We start from the raw sequence: 17,980 nt of genomic DNA on the forward strand, positions 1-17,980 counted from the left end.
TCCGTCACTACCTTTTGAGCTCTCTGGTCAGCCACTTTTCTGTTTTTCCGCCAAAAAATTGATCCAAACATAGATAAGGACATTCCCAAGGACACAAATGCGAAAATGGTCGCGGCGGGCGTTTGCTAAAATATGGAAATAACAACAGGACTCGTCGCCGTTTCACGAGTCCCTTCTTTTTGCGCAATGTAAGGGTGTCTTCTTATGATTACGATTGACGGTAATGGCGCGGTCGCTTCAGTCGCGTTTCGCACGAGTGAAGTTATCGCCATCTACCCGATTACGCCCAGTTCAACGATGGCGGAGCAGGCCGACGCCTGGTCTGGCGATGGGCTGAAAAACGTCTGGGGGGACGTCCCCCGCGTGGTCGAAATGCAGTCGGAAGCCGGGGCTATCGGCGCCGTGCACGGCGCGCTGCAGACCGGCGCCCTTTCCACTTCCTTTACGTCATCGCAGGGCCTGCTGCTGATGATCCCGACGCTGTTCAAGCTGGCCGGCCAGTTGATGCCCTTTGTCCTGCATGTCGCCGCCCGTACCGTCGCCACTCATGCGCTGTCAATTTTCGGCGATCATTCCGACGTGATGGCCGTGCGTCAGACCGGCTGCGCGATGCTCTGCGCCAGCAGCGTCCAGGAAGCGCAGGACTTCGCGCTGATTTCCCATATCGCCACGCTGCAAAGCCGCGTGCCGTTTATTCATTTCTTTGATGGGTTCCGCACCTCGCACGAAATCAACAAAATCGCTCCGCTGGCGGATGACACTATTCGTTCCCTGCTACCGCAGGATAAAATCGCCGAGCATCGCCAACGCGCCCTTAACCCGGAGCATCCGGTCATTCGCGGCACCTCCGCCAATCCGGACACCTACTTCCAGTCCCGTGAAGCAACCAACCCGTGGTACGACGCGGTGTACGAGCACGTTGAAACGGCGATGAATGATTTCGCCGCCGCAACCGGTCGCCAGTACAAACCGTTCGAGTTTTACGGTCATCCGCAGGCAGAGCGGGTTATTGTCATCATGGGGTCCGCTATCGGTACCTGTGAAGAGGTCGTTGATGAACTGCTGAGCCGTGGGGAAAAAGTCGGCGTGCTGAAAGTTCGCCTCTATCGCCCGTTCTCCGCCGCGCATCTGCTGCAGGCCTTACCGGAAAGCGCCCGCGCGGTTGCCGTACTGGATCGCACCAAAGAACCCGGCGCGCTGGCCGAACCGTTATACCTCGATGTTATGACCGCACTGGCGGAAGCCTTCAACCGCGGCGAGCGCGAAACGCTACCGCGTACTATTGGCGGCCGTTATGGTCTCTCGTCCAAAGAGTTTGGCCCGGAATGCGTGCTGGCTATCTTCAATGAATTACAAGCCGCACAGCCCAAGCCTCGTTTTACCGTTGGCATTTACGATGATGTGACGAACCTTTCGCTGCCGCTGGGGGAAAACACGTTACCTGCGGAAGCAAAGCTGGAAGCGCTGTTTTACGGCCTCGGCAGCGACGGTAGCGTCTCGGCGACCAAAAACAATATCAAGATTATCGGCAACTCCACGCCGTGGTTCTCGCAGGGCTATTTTGTCTATGATTCGAAGAAGGCCGGCGGCCTGACCGTCTCGCACCTGCGCGTTAGCGAAAAACCGATCCGCTCGTCGTATCTGATCTCGCAGGCCGATTTCGTTGGCTGCCACCAGCTGCAATTTATCGATAAATATCAGATGGTAGAGCGGTTGAAGCCCGGCGGCATTTTCCTGCTCAATACGCCCTACAGCGCTGATGAGGTATGGTCCCGCCTGCCGCAGGAAGTACAGGCCGCGCTGAATCAAAAGCAAGCGCGCTTTTATGTGGTTAACGCAGCGAAAATCGCCCGCGAGTGCAGCCTTGGCGCGCGCATCAACACCGTTATGCAGATGGCTTTTTTCCATTTAACCCAAATCCTGCCGGGCGACAGCGCGCTGGCCGAACTGCAGGGTGCGATTGCCAAAAGTTATAGCAGTAAAGGTCAGGAGCTGGTGGAACGCAACTGGCAGGCGCTGGCGCTGGCCCGCGAATCGCTGGCGGAAGTGCCGCTGCAGCCGGTTAACGCCAGCAGCCCTAATCGTCCGCCAGTGGTCTCCGATGCCGCGCCGGACTTTGTCAAAACCGTCACCGCGGCGATGCTTGCCGGTCTTGGCGATGCGCTGCCGGTCTCCGCGCTGCCGCCAGATGGTACCTGGCCCATGGGCACAACCCGTTGGGAAAAACGCAACATTGCCGAAGAGATCCCTATCTGGAAGGAAGAGCTGTGTACCCAGTGCAACCACTGCGTCGCCGCCTGTCCGCATTCGGCAATCCGCGCCAAAGTGGTCTCACCGCAAGAGATGGAAAACGCCCCTGCCAGCCTGCACTCGCTGGATGTGAAATCACGCGATATGCGCGGGCAGAAGTACGTTCTGCAGGTCGCGCCGGAAGATTGCACCGGCTGCAACCTGTGCGTCGAAGTGTGTCCTGCGAAAGATCGCCAGAATCCGGACATCAAGGCCATCAATATGATGTCACGCCTTGAGCACGTTGAAGAAGAGAAAGTCAATTATGATTACTTCCTCAACCTGCCGGAAATCGATCGCACGAAACTTGAGCGCATTGATATTCGTACCTCGCAGCTGATTAGTCCGCTGTTTGAATACTCCGGCGCCTGCTCCGGCTGCGGCGAAACGCCGTACATCAAACTGTTGACCCAGCTGTATGGCGATCGGATGTTGATTGCCAACGCCACCGGCTGTTCCTCTATTTACGGCGGCAACCTCCCCTCAACGCCTTATACCACTGACGCTAACGGCCGCGGTCCGGCGTGGGCCAACTCGTTGTTTGAAGACAACGCCGAATTCGGCCTGGGCTTCCGCTTAACCGTCGATCAACACCGCCAGCGCGTAATGCGGCTGTTGAGCGAATTTGCCGATAAGCTGCCGGCTGAACTGAATGCCGCGCTACATGCGCAAGCGTCGCCGGAAGCGCGACGCGAACAGGTCGCCGAGCTGCGTCAGGCGCTAACGGGCGTCGCCGGAGCCGAAGAGCTGCTCACCGATGCGGATGCGTTAGTTGAGAAATCGGTCTGGCTTATCGGCGGTGATGGCTGGGCCTATGATATTGGCTTTGGCGGCCTTGACCACGTGCTGAGCCTGACGGAAAACGTCAATATCCTGGTGCTCGATACCCAGTGTTACTCAAACACCGGCGGGCAGGCATCGAAGGCGACGCCGCTCGGCGCGGTCACCAAGTTTGGCGAGCACGGCAAACGTAAGGCACGCAAAGATCTCGGCGTGAGCATGATGATGTACGGTCATGTCTATGTGGCGCAGATTTCGCTCGGCGCGCAGCTTAACCAGACGGTGAAAGCCATTCAGGAAGCGGAAGCCTATCCGGGTCCTTCGTTGATTATCGCCTATAGCCCGTGCGAGGAGCACGGTTACGACCTGGCGCTAAGCCACGACCAGATGCGCCAGCTGACGGCAACCGGCTTCTGGCCGCTGTACCGCTTCGACCCGCGTCGCGCCGATGAAGGTAAGCTGCCGCTGGCGCTGGACTCGCGCCCGCCGTCAGACGCGCTGGCTGAGACGCTGCTCAACGAGCAACGCTTCCGCCGCCTGAACGCCCAGCAGCCGGAAGTTGCCGAGCAGTTGTGGAAAGACGCGGCCGCCGACCTACAAAAACGCTATGACTTCCTGGCCCAGCTGGCAGGTAAAGCGGAGAAACCGACAACCGAAAGCTAAACCGGCTGACGCAAATCTGGTGCTATAAAAAAAGCCCGAATAGTAAATCTATTCGGGCTTGTCATTTTCCGACAAATTAATCATTCAATATGAATGAGACGGCAACAATATAAGGATTCAATGACAATAAAGGCATATAACGCAGTCAGAATACGATATTCAATCTGTATTGTATAATTTTTATTTTATATATTTACCCGCAAACCATTCATGCGGAAAATTATCATTACTGTATATTTATTTACTTTAGAATTTACTTATATTGTAACAATTGATACTTATCATATCAGAATGCGCTCCTTTAGCATGGCCGTACTTCCACCCAGGAAGTTAAAACAAAAATAGTTAAAGGAATATCCAAATGAAAAGAAAAGCACTGGCATTGGTTATCCCGGCATTATTGGCTGCCGGCGCTGCTCACGCGGCAGAAATTTATAATAAAGATGGCAACAAATTAGATCTCTACGGCAAGGTAGACGGTTTACATTATTTCTCCAGCGACTCCAGCAAAGACGGCGACCAGACCTACCTGCGTTTCGGCTTTAAAGGTGAAACGCAAATTAACAATATGCTCACCGGCTATGGTCAGTGGGAATACAACGTTCAGGCCAACAACACCGAAAGCTCCGGCGATCAGGCATGGACCCGTCTTGCATTCGCCGGGATCAAAGCGGGCGACTACGGTTCATTCGACTATGGCCGTAACTACGGCGTCCTGTACGACGTGGAAGCCTGGACCGATATGCTACCAGAGTTCGGCGGCGACTCTTATACCCAGTCCGACAACTTTATGACCGGCCGCGCCAACGGTGTCGCGACCTATCGTAACAGCGATTTCTTCGGCCTGGTTAACGGCCTGAACTTCGCGCTTCAGTATCAGGGTAAAAATGAAAACCAGAATACTGAAGATATGAATGTGGGTACCAATAACCGCAGCACCGATGGCGATATTCGCTATGACAATGGCGACGGCTATGGCCTGTCCGCTACCTATGACTTAGGCATGGGTATCAGCGCTGGGGCAGCATATACTTCATCCGATCGTACAAACGCCCAGCAAAACTATACTGTTGGCGATCGCTACGCCAAGGGCGACAAAGCGGATGCCTGGACTGCAGGTCTAAAATATGACGCCAACAATGTTTATCTGGCGACTATGTATTCTGAAACCCGTAATATGACGCCATATGGTTCTACCAACAGCGATCATGGCGGTGGTATCGCCAATAAGACGCAGAACTTTGAAGTCACCGCACAATATCAGTTCGACTTTGGCCTGCGTCCGGCGATCTCTTACCTGCAATCCAAAGGCAAAGACCTGAGTTATATGGGCCAGTACTCTGATAAAGACCTGGTTAAATATATGGATGTCGGCGCGACCTATTACTTCAACCGTAATATGTCCACCTACGTTGATTACAAAATCAACCTGCTCGACGGCAATGACGACTTCTATAAAGACAACGGTATTTCTACCGACAATATCGTAGCACTGGGTCTGGTATATCAGTTCTAATGCTTGCGCCCGCCTTTCACGGCGGGCGTTTCACTTAAACCGACAATAAATTGCCGGTTGTCGTACCAATTTGTGATTCACGCAGTAGTAGAACCTCAATCCTGATGGCATACTGTTTTGGTGGTTATTAAAACAGGAGGTTTTATGAGTAGAATGATTCTGGTACCCATCGATATTTCTGATAAAGAATTTACTCAACGTGTGATCCGCCACGTTGAATCCGAAGCACGCGTCGATGACGCGCAGGTGCATTTCCTCACCGTTATCCCTTCGCTACCCTACTACGCCTCTCTGGGTATGGCCTATACCGCTGAACTGCCGGCAATGGATGAACTGCGCGCCGAATCGGAAGCGCAACTGCGCGAATTAGCCAAAGGCTTCGCCATTCCGGAAGACAGAATGCATTTCCACGTTGCCGAAGGCTCGCCAAAAGATAAGATCCTGGCGCTGGCTAAATCGCTGCCCGCCGACCTGGTCATTATCGCCTCGCATCGCCCGGACATCACCACTTATCTGCTCGGCTCTAACGCCGCGGCGGTGGTGCGCCATGCCGAGTGCTCGGTACTGGTCGTCAGATAATCGCAAGCCCGCCGCCCGGCGGGCTTTATTATCTTTACTCCTCGCGGATTAAAGTGCCGGAAAGATGCTGACATTGCCCCCCCGAATCCGTACCATACACGCCACGGTTTTCTATCAGACCTCACTCATTGCTACGCGCCAGCGGGAGTTGCTCCAGCGACTGGCACAACGCGTGCTCTTCTGATGCCACACTATGAATTGAGCCACTATTAAATGTTGCAAAATCAAGAAATTAGTAAAAAAGAAAAATACAACATCGACAAGCTGCAGAAACGTCTGCGCCGTAATGTCGGTGAGGCGATCGCCGACTTCAACATGATTGAAGATGGCGACCGTATTATGGTCTGTCTTTCCGGCGGCAAAGACAGCTATACCATGCTGGAAATTCTGCGCAGCCTGCAAAAAAGCGCGCCTATTTCTTTTTCGCTGGTAGCCGTTAACCTCGATCAGAAACAGCCGGGCTTCCCGGAGCACATTCTGCCGGCGTATCTGGAACAGCTGGGCGTTGAGTATAAGATTGTCGAAGAGAACACTTACGGCATCGTTAAAGAGAAAATCCCGGAAGGCAAAACCACTTGCTCACTGTGCTCTCGTCTGCGCCGCGGCATTCTCTACCGTACGGCGACCGAACTGGGCGCGACCAAAATCGCGCTCGGCCATCACCGCGACGATATCCTGCAGACGCTGTTCCTCAACATGTTCTACGGCGGCAAAATGAAAGGTATGCCGCCGAAGCTAATGAGCGATGACGGCAAGCATATCGTTATCCGCCCGCTGGCCTACTGCCGCGAAAAAGATATCGAACGCTTCTCGCAGGCCAAAGGCTTCCCGATCATTCCTTGCAACCTGTGCGGATCCCAACCTAACCTGCAGCGTCAGGTGATCGCCGATATGCTGCGCGATTGGGATAAACGCTATCCTGGCCGTATCGAAACCATGTTTAGCGCAATGCAGAACGTGGTGCCGTCGCACCTGAGCGACGTCAATCTGTTTGATTTTAAATCCATCACTCACGGATCGGCGGTGGTTGACGGCGGCGATCTGGCTTTTGACCGCGAAGAGATCCCGCTGCAGCCTGCGGGCTGGCAGCCGGAAGAAGAAGACGCTCAGTTAGATGAACTGCGTCTGAATGTGGTTGAAGTAAAATAACAAGCAACACGTCTCCGGCAACCGCCGGAGACCGTCACTTGCCGCCCCTTACTTCAGCAGACGTACGCGGCAGGACTTGCCTTTAATCTTGCCGTTTTGCAACTGCTTATACGCCTTCTGCGCCACGCCCTGGCGGATAGCGACATAAACATGCGCGGGATGAACGTTAATCTTACCGATATCGGCGCCATCAAACCCCATATCGCCAGTTAACGCCCCCAGCACATCGCCCGGACGCATCTTCGCCTTCTTACCGCCATCGATACACAGGGTCGCCATCTCCGCCTGCAGCGGCGCAATATGATTACCCGCCGGCGCGTTAGCCCAGTTGAGTTTGATCTGCAGCATTTCGGCAAGAATGTTAGCGCGCTGCGCCTCTTCCGGCGCGCAGAAACTAATCGCCAGGCCGCTTTCGCCTGCGCGGGCGGTTCGCCCGATACGGTGGACGTGCACTTCAGGATCCCACGCCAGTTCAAAGTTAATCACCAGCTCCAGCGATTTGATATCCAGGCCGCGCGCCGCGACATCGGTCGCCACCAGTACGCGGGCGCTACCATTAGCAAAACGTACCAACGTCTGATCGCGGTCACGCTGTTCCAGGTCGCCATGAAGCGACAGCGCGCTCTGGCCGGCAGCGTTCAATGCATCGCACACCGCCTGACAATCGCGCTTAGTATTACAAAATACCACGCAGGAAGCCGGCTGATGCTGGCTGAGCAATTTTTGCAGCAGCTTGATTTTACCGCTTTGCGAAACGTCGAAGAACTGCTGTTCAATAGACGGCAGCGCATCAACGCTATCGATTTCGATCGTCTGCGGATCCCGCTGCACCCGGCCGCTTATCGCGGCGATGGCTTCCGGCCAGGTCGCGGAGAACAGTAAAGTCTGGCGCGAAGCCGGCGCATAACGAATCACTTCATCGATAGCATCGCTGAAGCCCATATCAAGCATACGATCGGCTTCATCCATAACCAGCGTCTGCAGCGCTTCCAGCGACACGGTCCCCTTCTGCAGGTGGTCAAGCAGGCGACCCGGCGTGGCGACAATAATATGCGGCGCATGCTGTAAGGAATCGCGCTGGGCGCCGAAAGGCTGGCCGCCGCAGAGGGTTAATATTTTAATATTTGGCAAAAAGCGCGCCAGGCGACGCAGTTCGCCAGCAACCTGATCCGCCAGTTCGCGGGTCGGGCACAGAACCAGTGACTGGGTCTGGAACAGACCGGCGTCAACGTGCTGCAGCAATCCCAGACCAAAGGCCGCCGTTTTACCGCTGCCGGTTTTCGCCTGTACGCGCACATCCTTCCCAGCAAGGATTGCCGGCAACGCGGCGGCCTGCACCGGCGTCATCGCGTGGTATCCCAGTTCGTTAAGGTTGTTCAGTTGAGCTTCGGGCAAAAGGTTCAGTGTTGAAAAAGCGGTCACAATGTTTTCTCGCATTAAAGGGCGGACAATCTGCAGGCGCGTATCCTCGCAGATCTCCGCTCTTGATGCGACAATTTAATCGGGTCATCGTCTGGCGGCGGGTCGGGAAGCGGGTGTGGACGAGGCCGCGGATCGGGAACGGGCACCGGATCGTTAGGCTCAGGGCCGATGGGTATCGACTGCAATGATAGCGCCATTTTACGCATAGTTTATCCCCTCTATTTACAGGACTATTCTTTAAGCGTAGAAGTTAGCTGGCAGAGGGCAAAAAAAAAGCCGACTCAATAAAGTCGGCGTCGTACGAATCAATTGTGCTATGCAGTAATTCAAAAAAGGAAGTAAGACAATATGGAGCGCAACGCCCATCGCTTGACGTTGCATTCACCTGCGAGAGAGATATTGCCCTGAATGGGTAGAAGGTTTATTGATTTCGCTCAAATATTGCCGGGGTTTCAACGGCAAAATCGCCTGTAAAGACAATTTCTTACAACCATTTACTACGATGTAACCACCAAGTAACACCGCCAATTAGAACAACTAACATTACGCAAAAAATCGAAAAACCAAGATGCCAGCTGTTCCCCGGGATACCGCCAAGGTTGACGCCAAACAGCCCGGTCAGGAAGGTGCTGGGCAAAAAGACCATCGCCATCAACGACATCGTGTAAGTCCGCCGCGACAGCGACTCCTGCATAATCTGTGCGATTTCATCGCTCATGATCGCCGTGCGGGCAATACAGCTGTCAATCTCATCAAGCCCCCGTCCAAGACGGTCGGCAATATCCTGCATTCGGCGACGATGATCGTCACTCATCCACGGCAGGCGTTCACTGGCGAGGCGGGCGTAGACATCGCGCTGCGGGGCCATATAGCGGCGCATCACGATGAGCTGCTTACGCAGCAGCGCCAGAAAACCGCGCGGCGGCACCTGCTGGTCGAGCAGGTCATCTTCAAGGTCGATAATCCGGTCGTGCAGCTGTTCAATAAACTCGCTGGCGTGATCGGTCAACGCATCGCAGATTTCCACCAGCCAGCTACCGCAATCCGTCGGCCCGTTGCCCTCCTGCAGATCGCCCAGCACATCATCCAGCGCCAGTACTTTACGCTGACGGGTGGAGACGATCAGCCGCTCGTCCATATACAGACGCATCGCCACCAGTTGATCGGGGCGTTCATCGGTGCTGCCGTTAATACAGCGCAAGGTAATTAGCGCGCCGTCGCCGATGCGCGTCACCCGCGGGCGCGTGCTTTCCCCGGCCAGCGCGTCGCGAACGTTATTCGGCAGCAGCGGCGTGGCGGCTAACCAGTCGGCGCTGTCGGTATGGGTATAATTGAGATGTAGCCAGCAGGGATTGCTCTTATCGATATTATCGTTATCAGCCAGCGGCTTTACGCCGCCCTGCCCGTCGAGCACCCATGCAAAGATGGCGTCCGGCACTTTCAGCTCCGAGCCCTTAATCGCGTCCACTGAACCTCCATTAATGCATGCCTGTAAAAAGCGTGAATAATCCATAAGGTACGCTATTCGGCTGAATTTCGCCTCCCGCAATCGTCGCAATCGCCTAACAAATAGGCAGCATACCGCTTTTGGCGACAGCTGATCATATTTGTATTACAATTACATCCGTAATTTTAATGAGGTTTTAGTATGAATATTTATCAAGCCCAGCCCCAGGATGTCGATACCGTCCTGCCGCTGTATCTCGCCTATCGTCGTTTCTATCAGGTCGAAGAAAATCTCGTTCAGGCGCGGGAGTTCATCCTTAAGCGCCTGCAACTGAATGAGTCGGTCATTTTCTTCGCAGAAGTGGACGGCAAAGCGGTGGGCTTTACCCAGCTCTATCCCCTGTTCTGCTCGCTGGAAATGAAGCGCATCTGGCTGCTTTACGATCTGTACGTTGATGAGTCTGCCCGCCAGCACGGCGTAGCGCAGCAGTTGATTGCCCGTGCCGAACAGCTGGCAAAAGAGAGTGATTCAGCATTTATTATGCTTAGCACGGCAACCGATAATACTAAAGCGCAGGCGTTATACGAGCGTAGCGGCTTCGTACGTGATACGGATTTTTACGTCTATAACAAAATGCTCAAGTAAGTTGTTCAGGCCGCCAGAAAGGGAGAACCCGCCATTGGCGGGTTCTTATTAGTTCGTATCAGTCGTCGGCTAATCCACAGTAGTAATCCTTGCCATCGTCTGGGCGGGCACAGGACGGGATTAGCAGCAAGCGTTCATTTTTTCTCTTCCGCATAGCGGCGGGCGTTATCGTGTAAATTGGTGCACATGGTTATTACTCCATTTTTATAAGCAGACTAAGAGCCTATCCCATTAGGGCTATTTTACTTGCCATTTTGAACCAGGGCAGTGCTCGAAATCCTCACGTACTACGTGTACGCTCCGGTTTCTGCGCGCTGTCCGTGTTCAAACTGGCTGCGCCAATTACGCCTACTGGGATAGGCTCTAATCCTAGAAGCTTCCGTCAGATTTGCCACATTCCTGGCTAAAATTTTTCCCAGCCCAGCACCGATGCCCCCAGTAATCCCCCTTCGCGACTAAATTGCCCGGCGACCAGTAGTGGCTCGGCGCTCTTCAGCAGAATCTTTGCCCGCAACGCGGTATCAAGGCGCGCCAGCAGAGACGTTTCGCTCGCCAGCCCGCCGCCTGCGACGATTTTATGTGGCCCGAGGATATTTACCGCATGTGCCAACGGTTCGCTCACCAGATCAAGCCATACTTCAAGGGTGAACGCCGCAGTCTCTTCTCCGGTCATGCCCTGCGTCACGATCTCGACACTGCTTAGCGCCTGACCGCTAAGCAGTTGATGCAGCCGCTGCATCCCTTTTGCCCCGCCAAGGGTGTCAAGACACCCCTGCTGTCCGCAGCCGCAGGGCAGCCGCGGCAACTCAACTCCCCGCAGATGAGTGCGCGTAATGGGTCCGTGCCCCCACTCGGCGCCGATCCCCTGATTGCCGTAGAGGATTTTGCCGTTGATGGCAATCCCGCCGCCGATCCCGCTGCCGAGGATCACCCCCAACACCACCGGCAGATCTTTTGCCGCGCCGAAACGCGCTTCGGCCAGGGTAAAACAGTCAGCATCGTTAGCCATCGCCACCGGGCGCCCGAGCTCAGCCTGCAGGGATTGGATAATATCGATACCGGCAAACGGCGGAATGTTGCTCGACAGAATACGATCGTTGGCAACATCCACCACTCCGGCGCAGGAGAGCGCCAACGGACTCCGTCCGCTAATCGCATCGCCATATTGCGCGATAATCTCCTGTACGGCGTCGATGAATGCCGGCCAGGAAGTCAGCGGCATCGCCCGCTGACGCGGCATTACTACCTGGCCAGGCGCCGGAGAGATAGCGCTTTTAATAAAGGTTCCGCCAATATCCAGGCACAGCACGCTATTGCTCATAGGCGAGAGTCCATGATGTCACGCAGGCCATCGCCCAGCAGGTTGAAGCCTAATACCGAAAAGACAATAGCCAGCCCCGGCCACAGCGAAATCCCCAGGCTAATGCCAAGGAAGTTACGCCCGTCGCTCATCATCGTTCCCCACTCCGGCATCGGCGGTTGCACGCCCATGCCGAGGAAGGAGAGCGAAGCGGCGGCCAGGATCACCGAGCCGCCGGTCAATGTCGCCTGCACGGTAATCGGCCCCAGGGTATTACGCAGAATGTAGTGGATTATCTGTCGGCGATAGCCAATTCCCAGCGCCCGCGCCGCTTCCATGTACTCCATATTCTTGATACCCAAGGTCAGGTTACGGCTGAGGCGCGCGTAAACCGGCACGGAGAAGATAGCTATCGCCAACAGCATATTCAGCAACCCTGCGCCGAGGACGCTGACCAGCAGGATAGCCAGCACGATGCCGGGAAAAGCGAAAATGACATCCATCACCCACATAATCAGGTGATCGACACTTTTCCCGCACAACGCGGCGATGATGCCCAGAGGCAGCCCCATCAGTAGCGACAGCGCCACGCTGACCACCACTTCAATCAGTGAGATCCTGGCGCCGTAAATAGTGCGGGAAAAGATATCGCGGCCATAGTCATCGGTGCCCAACCAGTGGTCGGCCGACGGCGCGGAGAGAATATTCAGCAGGTCCTGCGCGTAGGGATCGTAGTGGCTTAACCATGGCGCGAAGATGGCGCATATCAGGATTAAAGCGACGATGATGCCGCCGAGGGTCAGCGAGGGATGCTCCATCCCCCAGCGCAGGCCGCTGAGTACGCCGCTGCGCGATTTGGCGAGTGAAATTTCCGACATATCAGTCAAACCTTATTTTCGGGTTGATTCTGGCGATAATCATCTCGCCAACCAGGTTCATCACCACCACGCTTGCCACCGTAATCATCGTCACGCCCTGGATAACGGGATAATCGCGATAGCGCACCGAATCCACCAGATAGCGGCCTATCCCCGGCCAGTTAAACACCGACTCGGTCACCACCGCGCCGCCGATCAGGCTGCCGAAGTTGAGTGCGATAATGGTCACGATGGGGATCAGCGCATTACGCAGTGCATGCTTGAAATAGACCTGAAACGGCGCCAGCCCTTTGGCCCGCGCGGTGCGGATATAATCTTCGCCTAACACGTCAACCATACTGGAGCGGGTCATCCGCGACATCACCGCCATCGGGAAAATCCCCAGGCAGACCGACGGCAGGATATAGCTTTTCCAGCCATCCGCGCCCAGCAAAGGCAGCCAGCCCAGCTTCACCGAAAAAGTATCCATGGCGATCAGCGCCAGCCAGAAGTTGGCTATCGACGCGCCGGCTATCGCCACCAGCATCAGCACATGGTCGGCTACATGATTGCGGTAAATGGCCGCGCACATCCCCATGGGAATACCGAGGATCACCGCCATCATCCACGCCAGCAGCGCCAGGCCTAACGTATAAGGAACCCGCTCGCTCATTTCGGCGGAGACCGGCTGGCCGGACTTCAGCGAGGTGCCAAAATCCCCCTTCAGCATTCCGCTGACGAAATGGCCATACTGCACCGCCAGCGGATCGTCCAGGCCGAGGCGCGTATGCATACGGCTGACATCATCCTGGGTGGCCTGCGGCCCGGCCATCAGGCGGGCCGGGTCACCGGGGAGCATCCTGATCGCCAGAAAGACAATCAGCGATGCGCCCAGTAGGATCAGCGGCAAAGAAAGCAGTTTTTTAATCACATAAGCTTTCATAACAACTCCACCCTGACCCCAGCGTTACGGTTTTTGCGCTTCGGTTACGATAATTTCGCCGCCCGGCTCCATCCGCACGCCTTTAATAGTGGCGCGGGTGGCGTACAGATCGTCCTGGAAGTAGAGCATCACATGCGGCGCGTCCTGCATAATGGCCTTTTGCGCCGCCACATATTCGGCGATACGCGCGTTGTCATCCATGGTGGTCGCGGCTTTATCTAACAGCTCATCTACCTGCGGGTTGCGGTAGAAACCAAGGTTAGCCCCGGCCGGCGCGGCGCTCTGTGAGTAGTACAGCGGGCGCAGTTGCAAATCCGAACCATTAAGGCCGGAAGACCAGGAGGCCAGCACCGCATCGGTACGGTTGGCCAACTTTTCCGCCGCCGGAGCAAACGCCGCTTTGCTCCAGACGCCGCTCTCCATCTGCTGGATATTAAGTTTCACGCCAACTTTGCCCCACATCGCCTGCAGGATTTGCGCGGTACGCGCATCCGGTCCCTGCACGGCGATGTTCATCTCAAAGCCCTGCGGGTACCCGGCCTCTTTTAATAGCGCTTTCGCTTTATCGAGATCCCACGGATAGTCGTTGAGGGTTTTATCATATCCTTCATTCACCGGCGCCAGCGGCGAGTTGGCGGCAGAAGCAAAACCAAACATCACCGCCTTCAGCAGCGCTTCTTTGTCGGTCGCCAGGTTCAGCGCCTGACGCACGCGGACATCATTCAGCGGCTTTTGCTCAACGTTGAGCGCTACCCAGAATACCGACGCTCCCTGCCCCTGCTCCAGCTTCACCTGCGGGTTGCTTTTCAACTGCAGACCAAACTGCGGCGGTACCGGGTTAATCACATCGACCTGGCCGGAAAGCAGCGCCATATTCATCACCGACGGCTCCGCGCTCCAGGTCCACTTAATCTCATCCGGGCCGTGATTCTCGCCCCAGTATTTCGGGTTTTTCTTCTCCAGCACGTATTCACCGGTTTTATACTCCTGCAGCATATATGGACCGGTACCGTCCGCTTTACGGCCAATGGTGCCGGCTTTCGCCGCCGCCGGGCTCACCATCTTCGCCGAGCCGCCGGTCAACAGATTGAGGAAAGAGGGATAGACCTTTTTCAGCGTAATCTCGACGTTGTCATCATCGAGCTTCTTCACGGAAGCGATCACGTTGCGCATCCGCGAACTGGCTGCCAGTCCGCCTTTCGGGTCGATATGTCGTTCAATATTGGCGACGACCGCATCGGCATTGAACGGCGAGCCGTCATGGAAAGTGACGTTTTTACGCAGGGTAAAAGTCCAGACTTTACCGTCATCGCTGACCTTCCAGGCGGTGGCCAGCGCCGGGGCGATTTTGAAATCCGGCGACAAATCCACCAGACCTTCATACATCGGTTTTAAAACGGTATCGGTAAAGGTCGCGGTTTGGTCGCCCGGATCCATGCTACGCGGAGGTTCGTTTTGCATCACGTTCAGCGTCGCTGCCTGCAGCGCCGTCGCCCCGCCGGTTGCCAGTAAGCCTGCCAGAATGGCAAGTCGATATTTATTCATAATTGCCTTCATCCGTTAACCCCTACCTGTCTGTTATGTCGCCAGTTGTGGCTGTTATGTTGCGATTAGGTTTTCTTTTTACCCAAAACAGAGTCCCATAAATGTGATATTAGCCATGATTAACACTTAATTAGGTAATAAATTTAACTTATATGTGATTGTTTAGTTATTTTTGAAAATAAACTGGTTGCTAAAGCGCCAGCCCGCGATTATGTTCAGAAAAAAGCGTTATGGCTGAGTAACTATGCTGAACAAACTCCACCAACAATTGATTCATTTGGTCTGTAGCGAGGAAGGCGCCAGCCGCGCAGACCTCGCCCGCCTGACGGGTATGAGTAAAGCGGCCATTGGCGCACTGGTAAAAGAGATGCTGGCCGATGGGCTGCTAGAGGAGAGCGATATGGCCGCTTCCGGCGGCCAGGGGCGCCCCTCCGTCACCCTTTCGCTGGCGCCGGACGCCGCTTACGCTATCGGCATCTCGCTGATTGATAATCAGCTGGTGTTGGTACTGATGAATGCCAGCGGTGAGAAAATCGCCGAGCGGCTGCTCACGCCGCTGCTTGAAATCCCCGCCTTAATCCAGCAACTGGCGGATGAAATCCGCAGTTTGTTAAACGATACGCTTATCGAGCGCCAACGGCTGGTCGGCATCGGTTTTGCCCTGTCTGCCTTTGTCGACGCCGCGCAATCGGTCTGCATACAGTCGGCGCTGCTGGGCTGGCATCAGGTACCGCTAGCTGAACTGTTAAGCCGCGCGACCGGCGGGATCCCGGTATTGATTGAAAACGACACCCGGGCCCTGGCGAACTGGGAGAAAACTTTTGGCCATCTACGCAAGCTGGAGAGCGCAGTGGTGATTTCTCACGGCAGCGGCATCGGCAGCGCGGCGGTCATCTGTAACCGAATCTGGCGCGGCGCCCACGGCGGCGCGGGAGAAATAGCCCACTGCACCATCGTGCCGGCGGGCACGCCTTGTCGCTGCGGGAAGCGTGGCTGTCTCGACACCATTGCGTCTCTCACCGCCATCTTTGAACAGGCGCGTATGGCCGGTATCGACACTAACCAACTGGATGAACTGGAAGCCATGGCGCGTAAGGGCCACAGCGCCGCCATCCAGATCCTGCATCGGGCCGGCGATGCGTTAGGGTTAGCCATTTCACATCAGATCCAGACTCACGATCCGGCGGCGATCATGCTTGCCCACCAGCCGGAAAGCTTTAACGGTTTACTGAATACCGTGATGCAACAAGCCATTGAAACCAACCTGTTGCCGGGGATGGCGGGAAAAACGCCGCTTATCTATCGTCCGCTGGCTCAGGACAGCTGGGCGCTCGCCGCGGCGAGCGTCGCGCTGACTCACGTTCTCTTTCCAGGATAATTTCGAGGTCCTTATGCGCATTGCCGTTGGCGGAATACATATTGAATGCAGCACGTTTAATCCGGTCCTGACTCATGAAGCGGAGTTTCGCACCGTCAAGGGCGAAGCCCTGCTGGAAGCGCCTCACTTTCAGTTTTTACGCGATTATCCGGCGACATTTCTGCCGACGCTGCACACCCGGGCGATTCCCGGAGGCCCGGTGGCGCGAGAGACCTATGAACAGTTCAAGGCCGAATTCTTAAGCCGGCTGCAGGCGCAACTGCCAATCGACGGCCTGTACCTTGCGATGCACGGCGCAATGTACGTTGAAGGTATGGAAGACGCTGAAGGCGACTGGATCACCGCCGCCCGCGCCTGCGTCGGCGATGACTGCCCGATTGCCGTCAGCTACGATCTTCACGGTAACGTGACCCAGCGCATCATCGACGCCATCGATATCTACTCAACCTATCGCACCGCGCCGCATATCGATATCGAAGAGACCATGCGCCGTTCGGTCAGTATGCTGGTGAATAGTCTGCAAAACGGCGTGCGCCCGGGCATAGTGTGGGCCCCTATCCCGGTATTACTGCCTGGCGAGCGAACCAGTACGGAAGATGAACCGGCAAAAAGCCTGTACGCCATGTTGCCGCACAGCGACCAGATCGACGGCGTACTCGATAGCTCATTAATGGTCGGCTACGTGTGGGCCGATGAACCGCGCGCCACCGCCGCGGCCATTTTTACCGGCACCGATCGAGCGGTACTGGAGCAACAGGCCGCAAAACTGGCGCAGGCCTATTGGGACGCGCGGGAAAATTTTGTTTTCGGCTGCCGGACGGGCAGCGTCGCCGAATGCGTCGCTCAGGCCATCGCCAGCCCCACGGGCCCGGTGATCCTGGCGGATTCTGGCGATAATCCAACCGGCGGCGGCGTCGGCGATCGCGGCGATGTGCTCGCCGAGCTGCTACGCCAGCAGGCGCAAAATAACCTGGTGGCCGGCATTACCGACGCGCCGGCGACGCGTGCGGCCTTTGAAGCCGGCATTGGCGCAGAACTGCAGTTGACTATCGGCGCCAGCCTCGATCCGGCGGGCGTCAGCGCGAGCGCGCGTTTTACCGTCACCGGTCTGCTGGCGGCGGATCCGCAGCGCCCGGCCAATCAGGCGGTGCTACAGACAGGTGGTGTTACCGTGGTGGTAGCCGACCGCCGACGCCCGTATCACGATATCGCTGACTTTAGCGCGCTGGGACTCGACCCGCGGCAGGTGAAAATCCTGGTGGTCAAATCCGGCTATTTATCGCCGGAGCTGGCGCCGCTGGCCAATCCGAACCTGATGGCGCTCTCGGAAGGGGTGGTCGATCAGGATATTGAACGGGTGGCGCGTCTGCGGATGCTGACACCGACCTGGCCATTTAAGCGTGATCTCGAATTCACCCCACTGGTGCGGGTTTCCGCTCGCGCGCCCTTTGCCAGGGAGTGCTGACT

General features: G+C 56.0%; 14 protein-coding genes. 7 read left to right on the plus strand and 7 right to left on the minus strand.

Annotated elements, in window-relative coordinates:
- Positions 1-204 precede the first annotated feature (204 nt).
- The 4 genes from nifJ (at position 205) to ttcA (ending at position 6,976) form a co-directional block, all read left to right on the plus strand.
- On the plus strand, positions 205-3,732 hold the full coding sequence (gene nifJ / locus PGS10_RS02870) for a pyruvate:ferredoxin (flavodoxin) oxidoreductase (RefSeq protein ID WP_316422416.1): 3,528 nt from the start codon (positions 205-207) through the stop codon (positions 3,730-3,732).
- 361 nt (positions 3,733-4,093) lie between these two features.
- Positions 4,094-5,248, plus strand: a complete 1,155-nt coding sequence (ompC, locus tag PGS10_RS02875; RefSeq protein ID WP_047048936.1) for a porin OmpC — start codon at positions 4,094-4,096, stop codon at positions 5,246-5,248.
- A gap of 144 nt (positions 5,249-5,392) precedes the next feature.
- Positions 5,393-5,827, plus strand: coding sequence for a universal stress protein UspF (gene uspF, locus PGS10_RS02880; protein WP_015366316.1), 435 nt, complete (start codon positions 5,393-5,395; stop codon positions 5,825-5,827).
- A gap of 213 nt (positions 5,828-6,040) precedes the next feature.
- Positions 6,041-6,976, plus strand: coding sequence for a tRNA 2-thiocytidine(32) synthetase TtcA (gene ttcA / locus PGS10_RS02885; protein WP_015366315.1), 936 nt, complete (start codon positions 6,041-6,043; stop codon positions 6,974-6,976).
- 48 nt (positions 6,977-7,024) lie between these two features.
- Here ttcA and dbpA read toward each other — a convergent pair whose 3' ends face one another.
- The 3 genes from dbpA to zntB all read right to left on the minus strand — a co-directional run bounded on the left by dbpA (position 7,025) and on the right by zntB (position 9,866).
- Complete coding sequence (gene dbpA, locus PGS10_RS02890; protein ID WP_213797132.1) at positions 7,025-8,398, minus strand: ATP-dependent RNA helicase DbpA; 1,374 nt, start codon at positions 8,396-8,398, stop codon at positions 7,025-7,027.
- Between the two features lie 14 nt (positions 8,399-8,412).
- Positions 8,413-8,595: a hypothetical protein gene (locus PGS10_RS02895; RefSeq protein ID WP_071596126.1), complete on the minus strand. Its 183-nt coding sequence runs from the start codon at positions 8,593-8,595 to the stop codon at positions 8,413-8,415.
- A gap of 287 nt (positions 8,596-8,882) precedes the next feature.
- A complete protein-coding gene (zntB, locus tag PGS10_RS02900; protein WP_045397470.1) occupies positions 8,883-9,866 on the minus strand; it encodes a zinc transporter ZntB in 984 nt (327 codons plus the stop codon).
- Positions 9,867-10,046: 180 nt separating this feature from the next.
- On the opposite strand from zntB, the gene PGS10_RS02905 reads away from it, so the two are divergent.
- On the plus strand, positions 10,047-10,490 hold the full coding sequence (locus PGS10_RS02905; protein ID WP_045397472.1) for a GNAT family N-acetyltransferase: 444 nt from the start codon (positions 10,047-10,049) through the stop codon (positions 10,488-10,490).
- Positions 10,491-10,893: 403 nt separating this feature from the next.
- Here the strand turns inward: PGS10_RS02905 and PGS10_RS02910 are convergent, their stop codons facing one another.
- From PGS10_RS02910 to PGS10_RS02925, 4 genes are read right to left on the minus strand one after another with little or no spacing between them, the layout of a single operon-like run.
- The gene (locus PGS10_RS02910; RefSeq protein ID WP_316422417.1) at positions 10,894-11,811 is read right to left on the minus strand and encodes an ROK family protein; all 918 of its coding nucleotides are present in this window, start codon (positions 11,809-11,811) and stop codon (positions 10,894-10,896) included.
- The gene (locus tag PGS10_RS02915; RefSeq protein ID WP_047048947.1) at positions 11,808-12,668 is read right to left on the minus strand and encodes an ABC transporter permease; all 861 of its coding nucleotides are present in this window, start codon (positions 12,666-12,668) and stop codon (positions 11,808-11,810) included. The genes PGS10_RS02910 and PGS10_RS02915 overlap by 4 nt, the downstream gene beginning before the upstream one ends.
- A 1-nt stretch (position 12,669) precedes the next feature.
- On the minus strand, positions 12,670-13,590 hold the full coding sequence (locus PGS10_RS02920; RefSeq protein WP_077202982.1) for an ABC transporter permease: 921 nt from the start codon (positions 13,588-13,590) through the stop codon (positions 12,670-12,672).
- A 24-nt stretch (positions 13,591-13,614) separates the two neighbouring features.
- Positions 13,615-15,147 (minus strand): ABC transporter substrate-binding protein, encoded by a 1,533-nt coding sequence (locus PGS10_RS02925; protein WP_316422418.1) that lies wholly within the window; start codon positions 15,145-15,147, stop codon positions 13,615-13,617.
- Between the two features lie 232 nt (positions 15,148-15,379).
- Between PGS10_RS02925 and PGS10_RS02930 the strand changes: the two genes are divergently transcribed.
- Entirely contained in the window at positions 15,380-16,513 is a 1,134-nt protein-coding gene (locus PGS10_RS02930; protein WP_047048953.1) for an ROK family transcriptional regulator, read from the plus strand.
- 13 nt (positions 16,514-16,526) lie between these two features.
- The gene (locus PGS10_RS02935; protein ID WP_316422419.1) at positions 16,527-17,978 is read left to right on the plus strand and encodes a M81 family metallopeptidase; all 1,452 of its coding nucleotides are present in this window, start codon (positions 16,527-16,529) and stop codon (positions 17,976-17,978) included.
- The last annotated feature ends 2 nt before the right edge of the window (positions 17,979-17,980 follow it).

Source organism: Klebsiella sp. 141153, assembly GCF_032601995.1.
In the GTDB taxonomy this organism is placed as follows: domain Bacteria; phylum Pseudomonadota; class Gammaproteobacteria; order Enterobacterales; family Enterobacteriaceae; genus Klebsiella; species Klebsiella aerogenes.

Bases quoted from the DNA above. Each gene is read 5' to 3' on its own strand.
- nifJ (WP_316422416.1), top strand. From the start codon at position 205: ATGATTACGATTGACGGTAATGGCGCGGTCGCTTCAGTCGCGTTTCGC.
- ompC (WP_047048936.1), top strand. From the start codon at position 4,094: ATGAAAAGAAAAGCACTGGCATTGGTTATCCCGGCATTATTGGCTGCC.
- uspF (WP_015366316.1), top strand. From the start codon at position 5,393: ATGAGTAGAATGATTCTGGTACCCATCGATATTTCTGATAAAGAATTT.
- ttcA (WP_015366315.1), top strand. From the start codon at position 6,041: ATGTTGCAAAATCAAGAAATTAGTAAAAAAGAAAAATACAACATCGAC.
- PGS10_RS02895 (WP_071596126.1), bottom strand. From the start codon at position 8,595: ATGGCGCTATCATTGCAGTCGATACCCATCGGCCCTGAGCCTAACGAT.
- PGS10_RS02905 (WP_045397472.1), top strand. From the start codon at position 10,047: ATGAATATTTATCAAGCCCAGCCCCAGGATGTCGATACCGTCCTGCCG.
- PGS10_RS02910 (WP_316422417.1), bottom strand. From the start codon at position 11,811: ATGAGCAATAGCGTGCTGTGCCTGGATATTGGCGGAACCTTTATTAAA.
- PGS10_RS02915 (WP_047048947.1), bottom strand. From the start codon at position 12,668: ATGTCGGAAATTTCACTCGCCAAATCGCGCAGCGGCGTACTCAGCGGC.
- PGS10_RS02920 (WP_077202982.1), bottom strand. From the start codon at position 13,590: ATGAAAGCTTATGTGATTAAAAAACTGCTTTCTTTGCCGCTGATCCTA.
- PGS10_RS02925 (WP_316422418.1), bottom strand. From the start codon at position 15,147: ATGAAGGCAATTATGAATAAATATCGACTTGCCATTCTGGCAGGCTTA.
- PGS10_RS02930 (WP_047048953.1), top strand. From the start codon at position 15,380: ATGCTGAACAAACTCCACCAACAATTGATTCATTTGGTCTGTAGCGAG.
- PGS10_RS02935 (WP_316422419.1), top strand. From the start codon at position 16,527: ATGCGCATTGCCGTTGGCGGAATACATATTGAATGCAGCACGTTTAAT.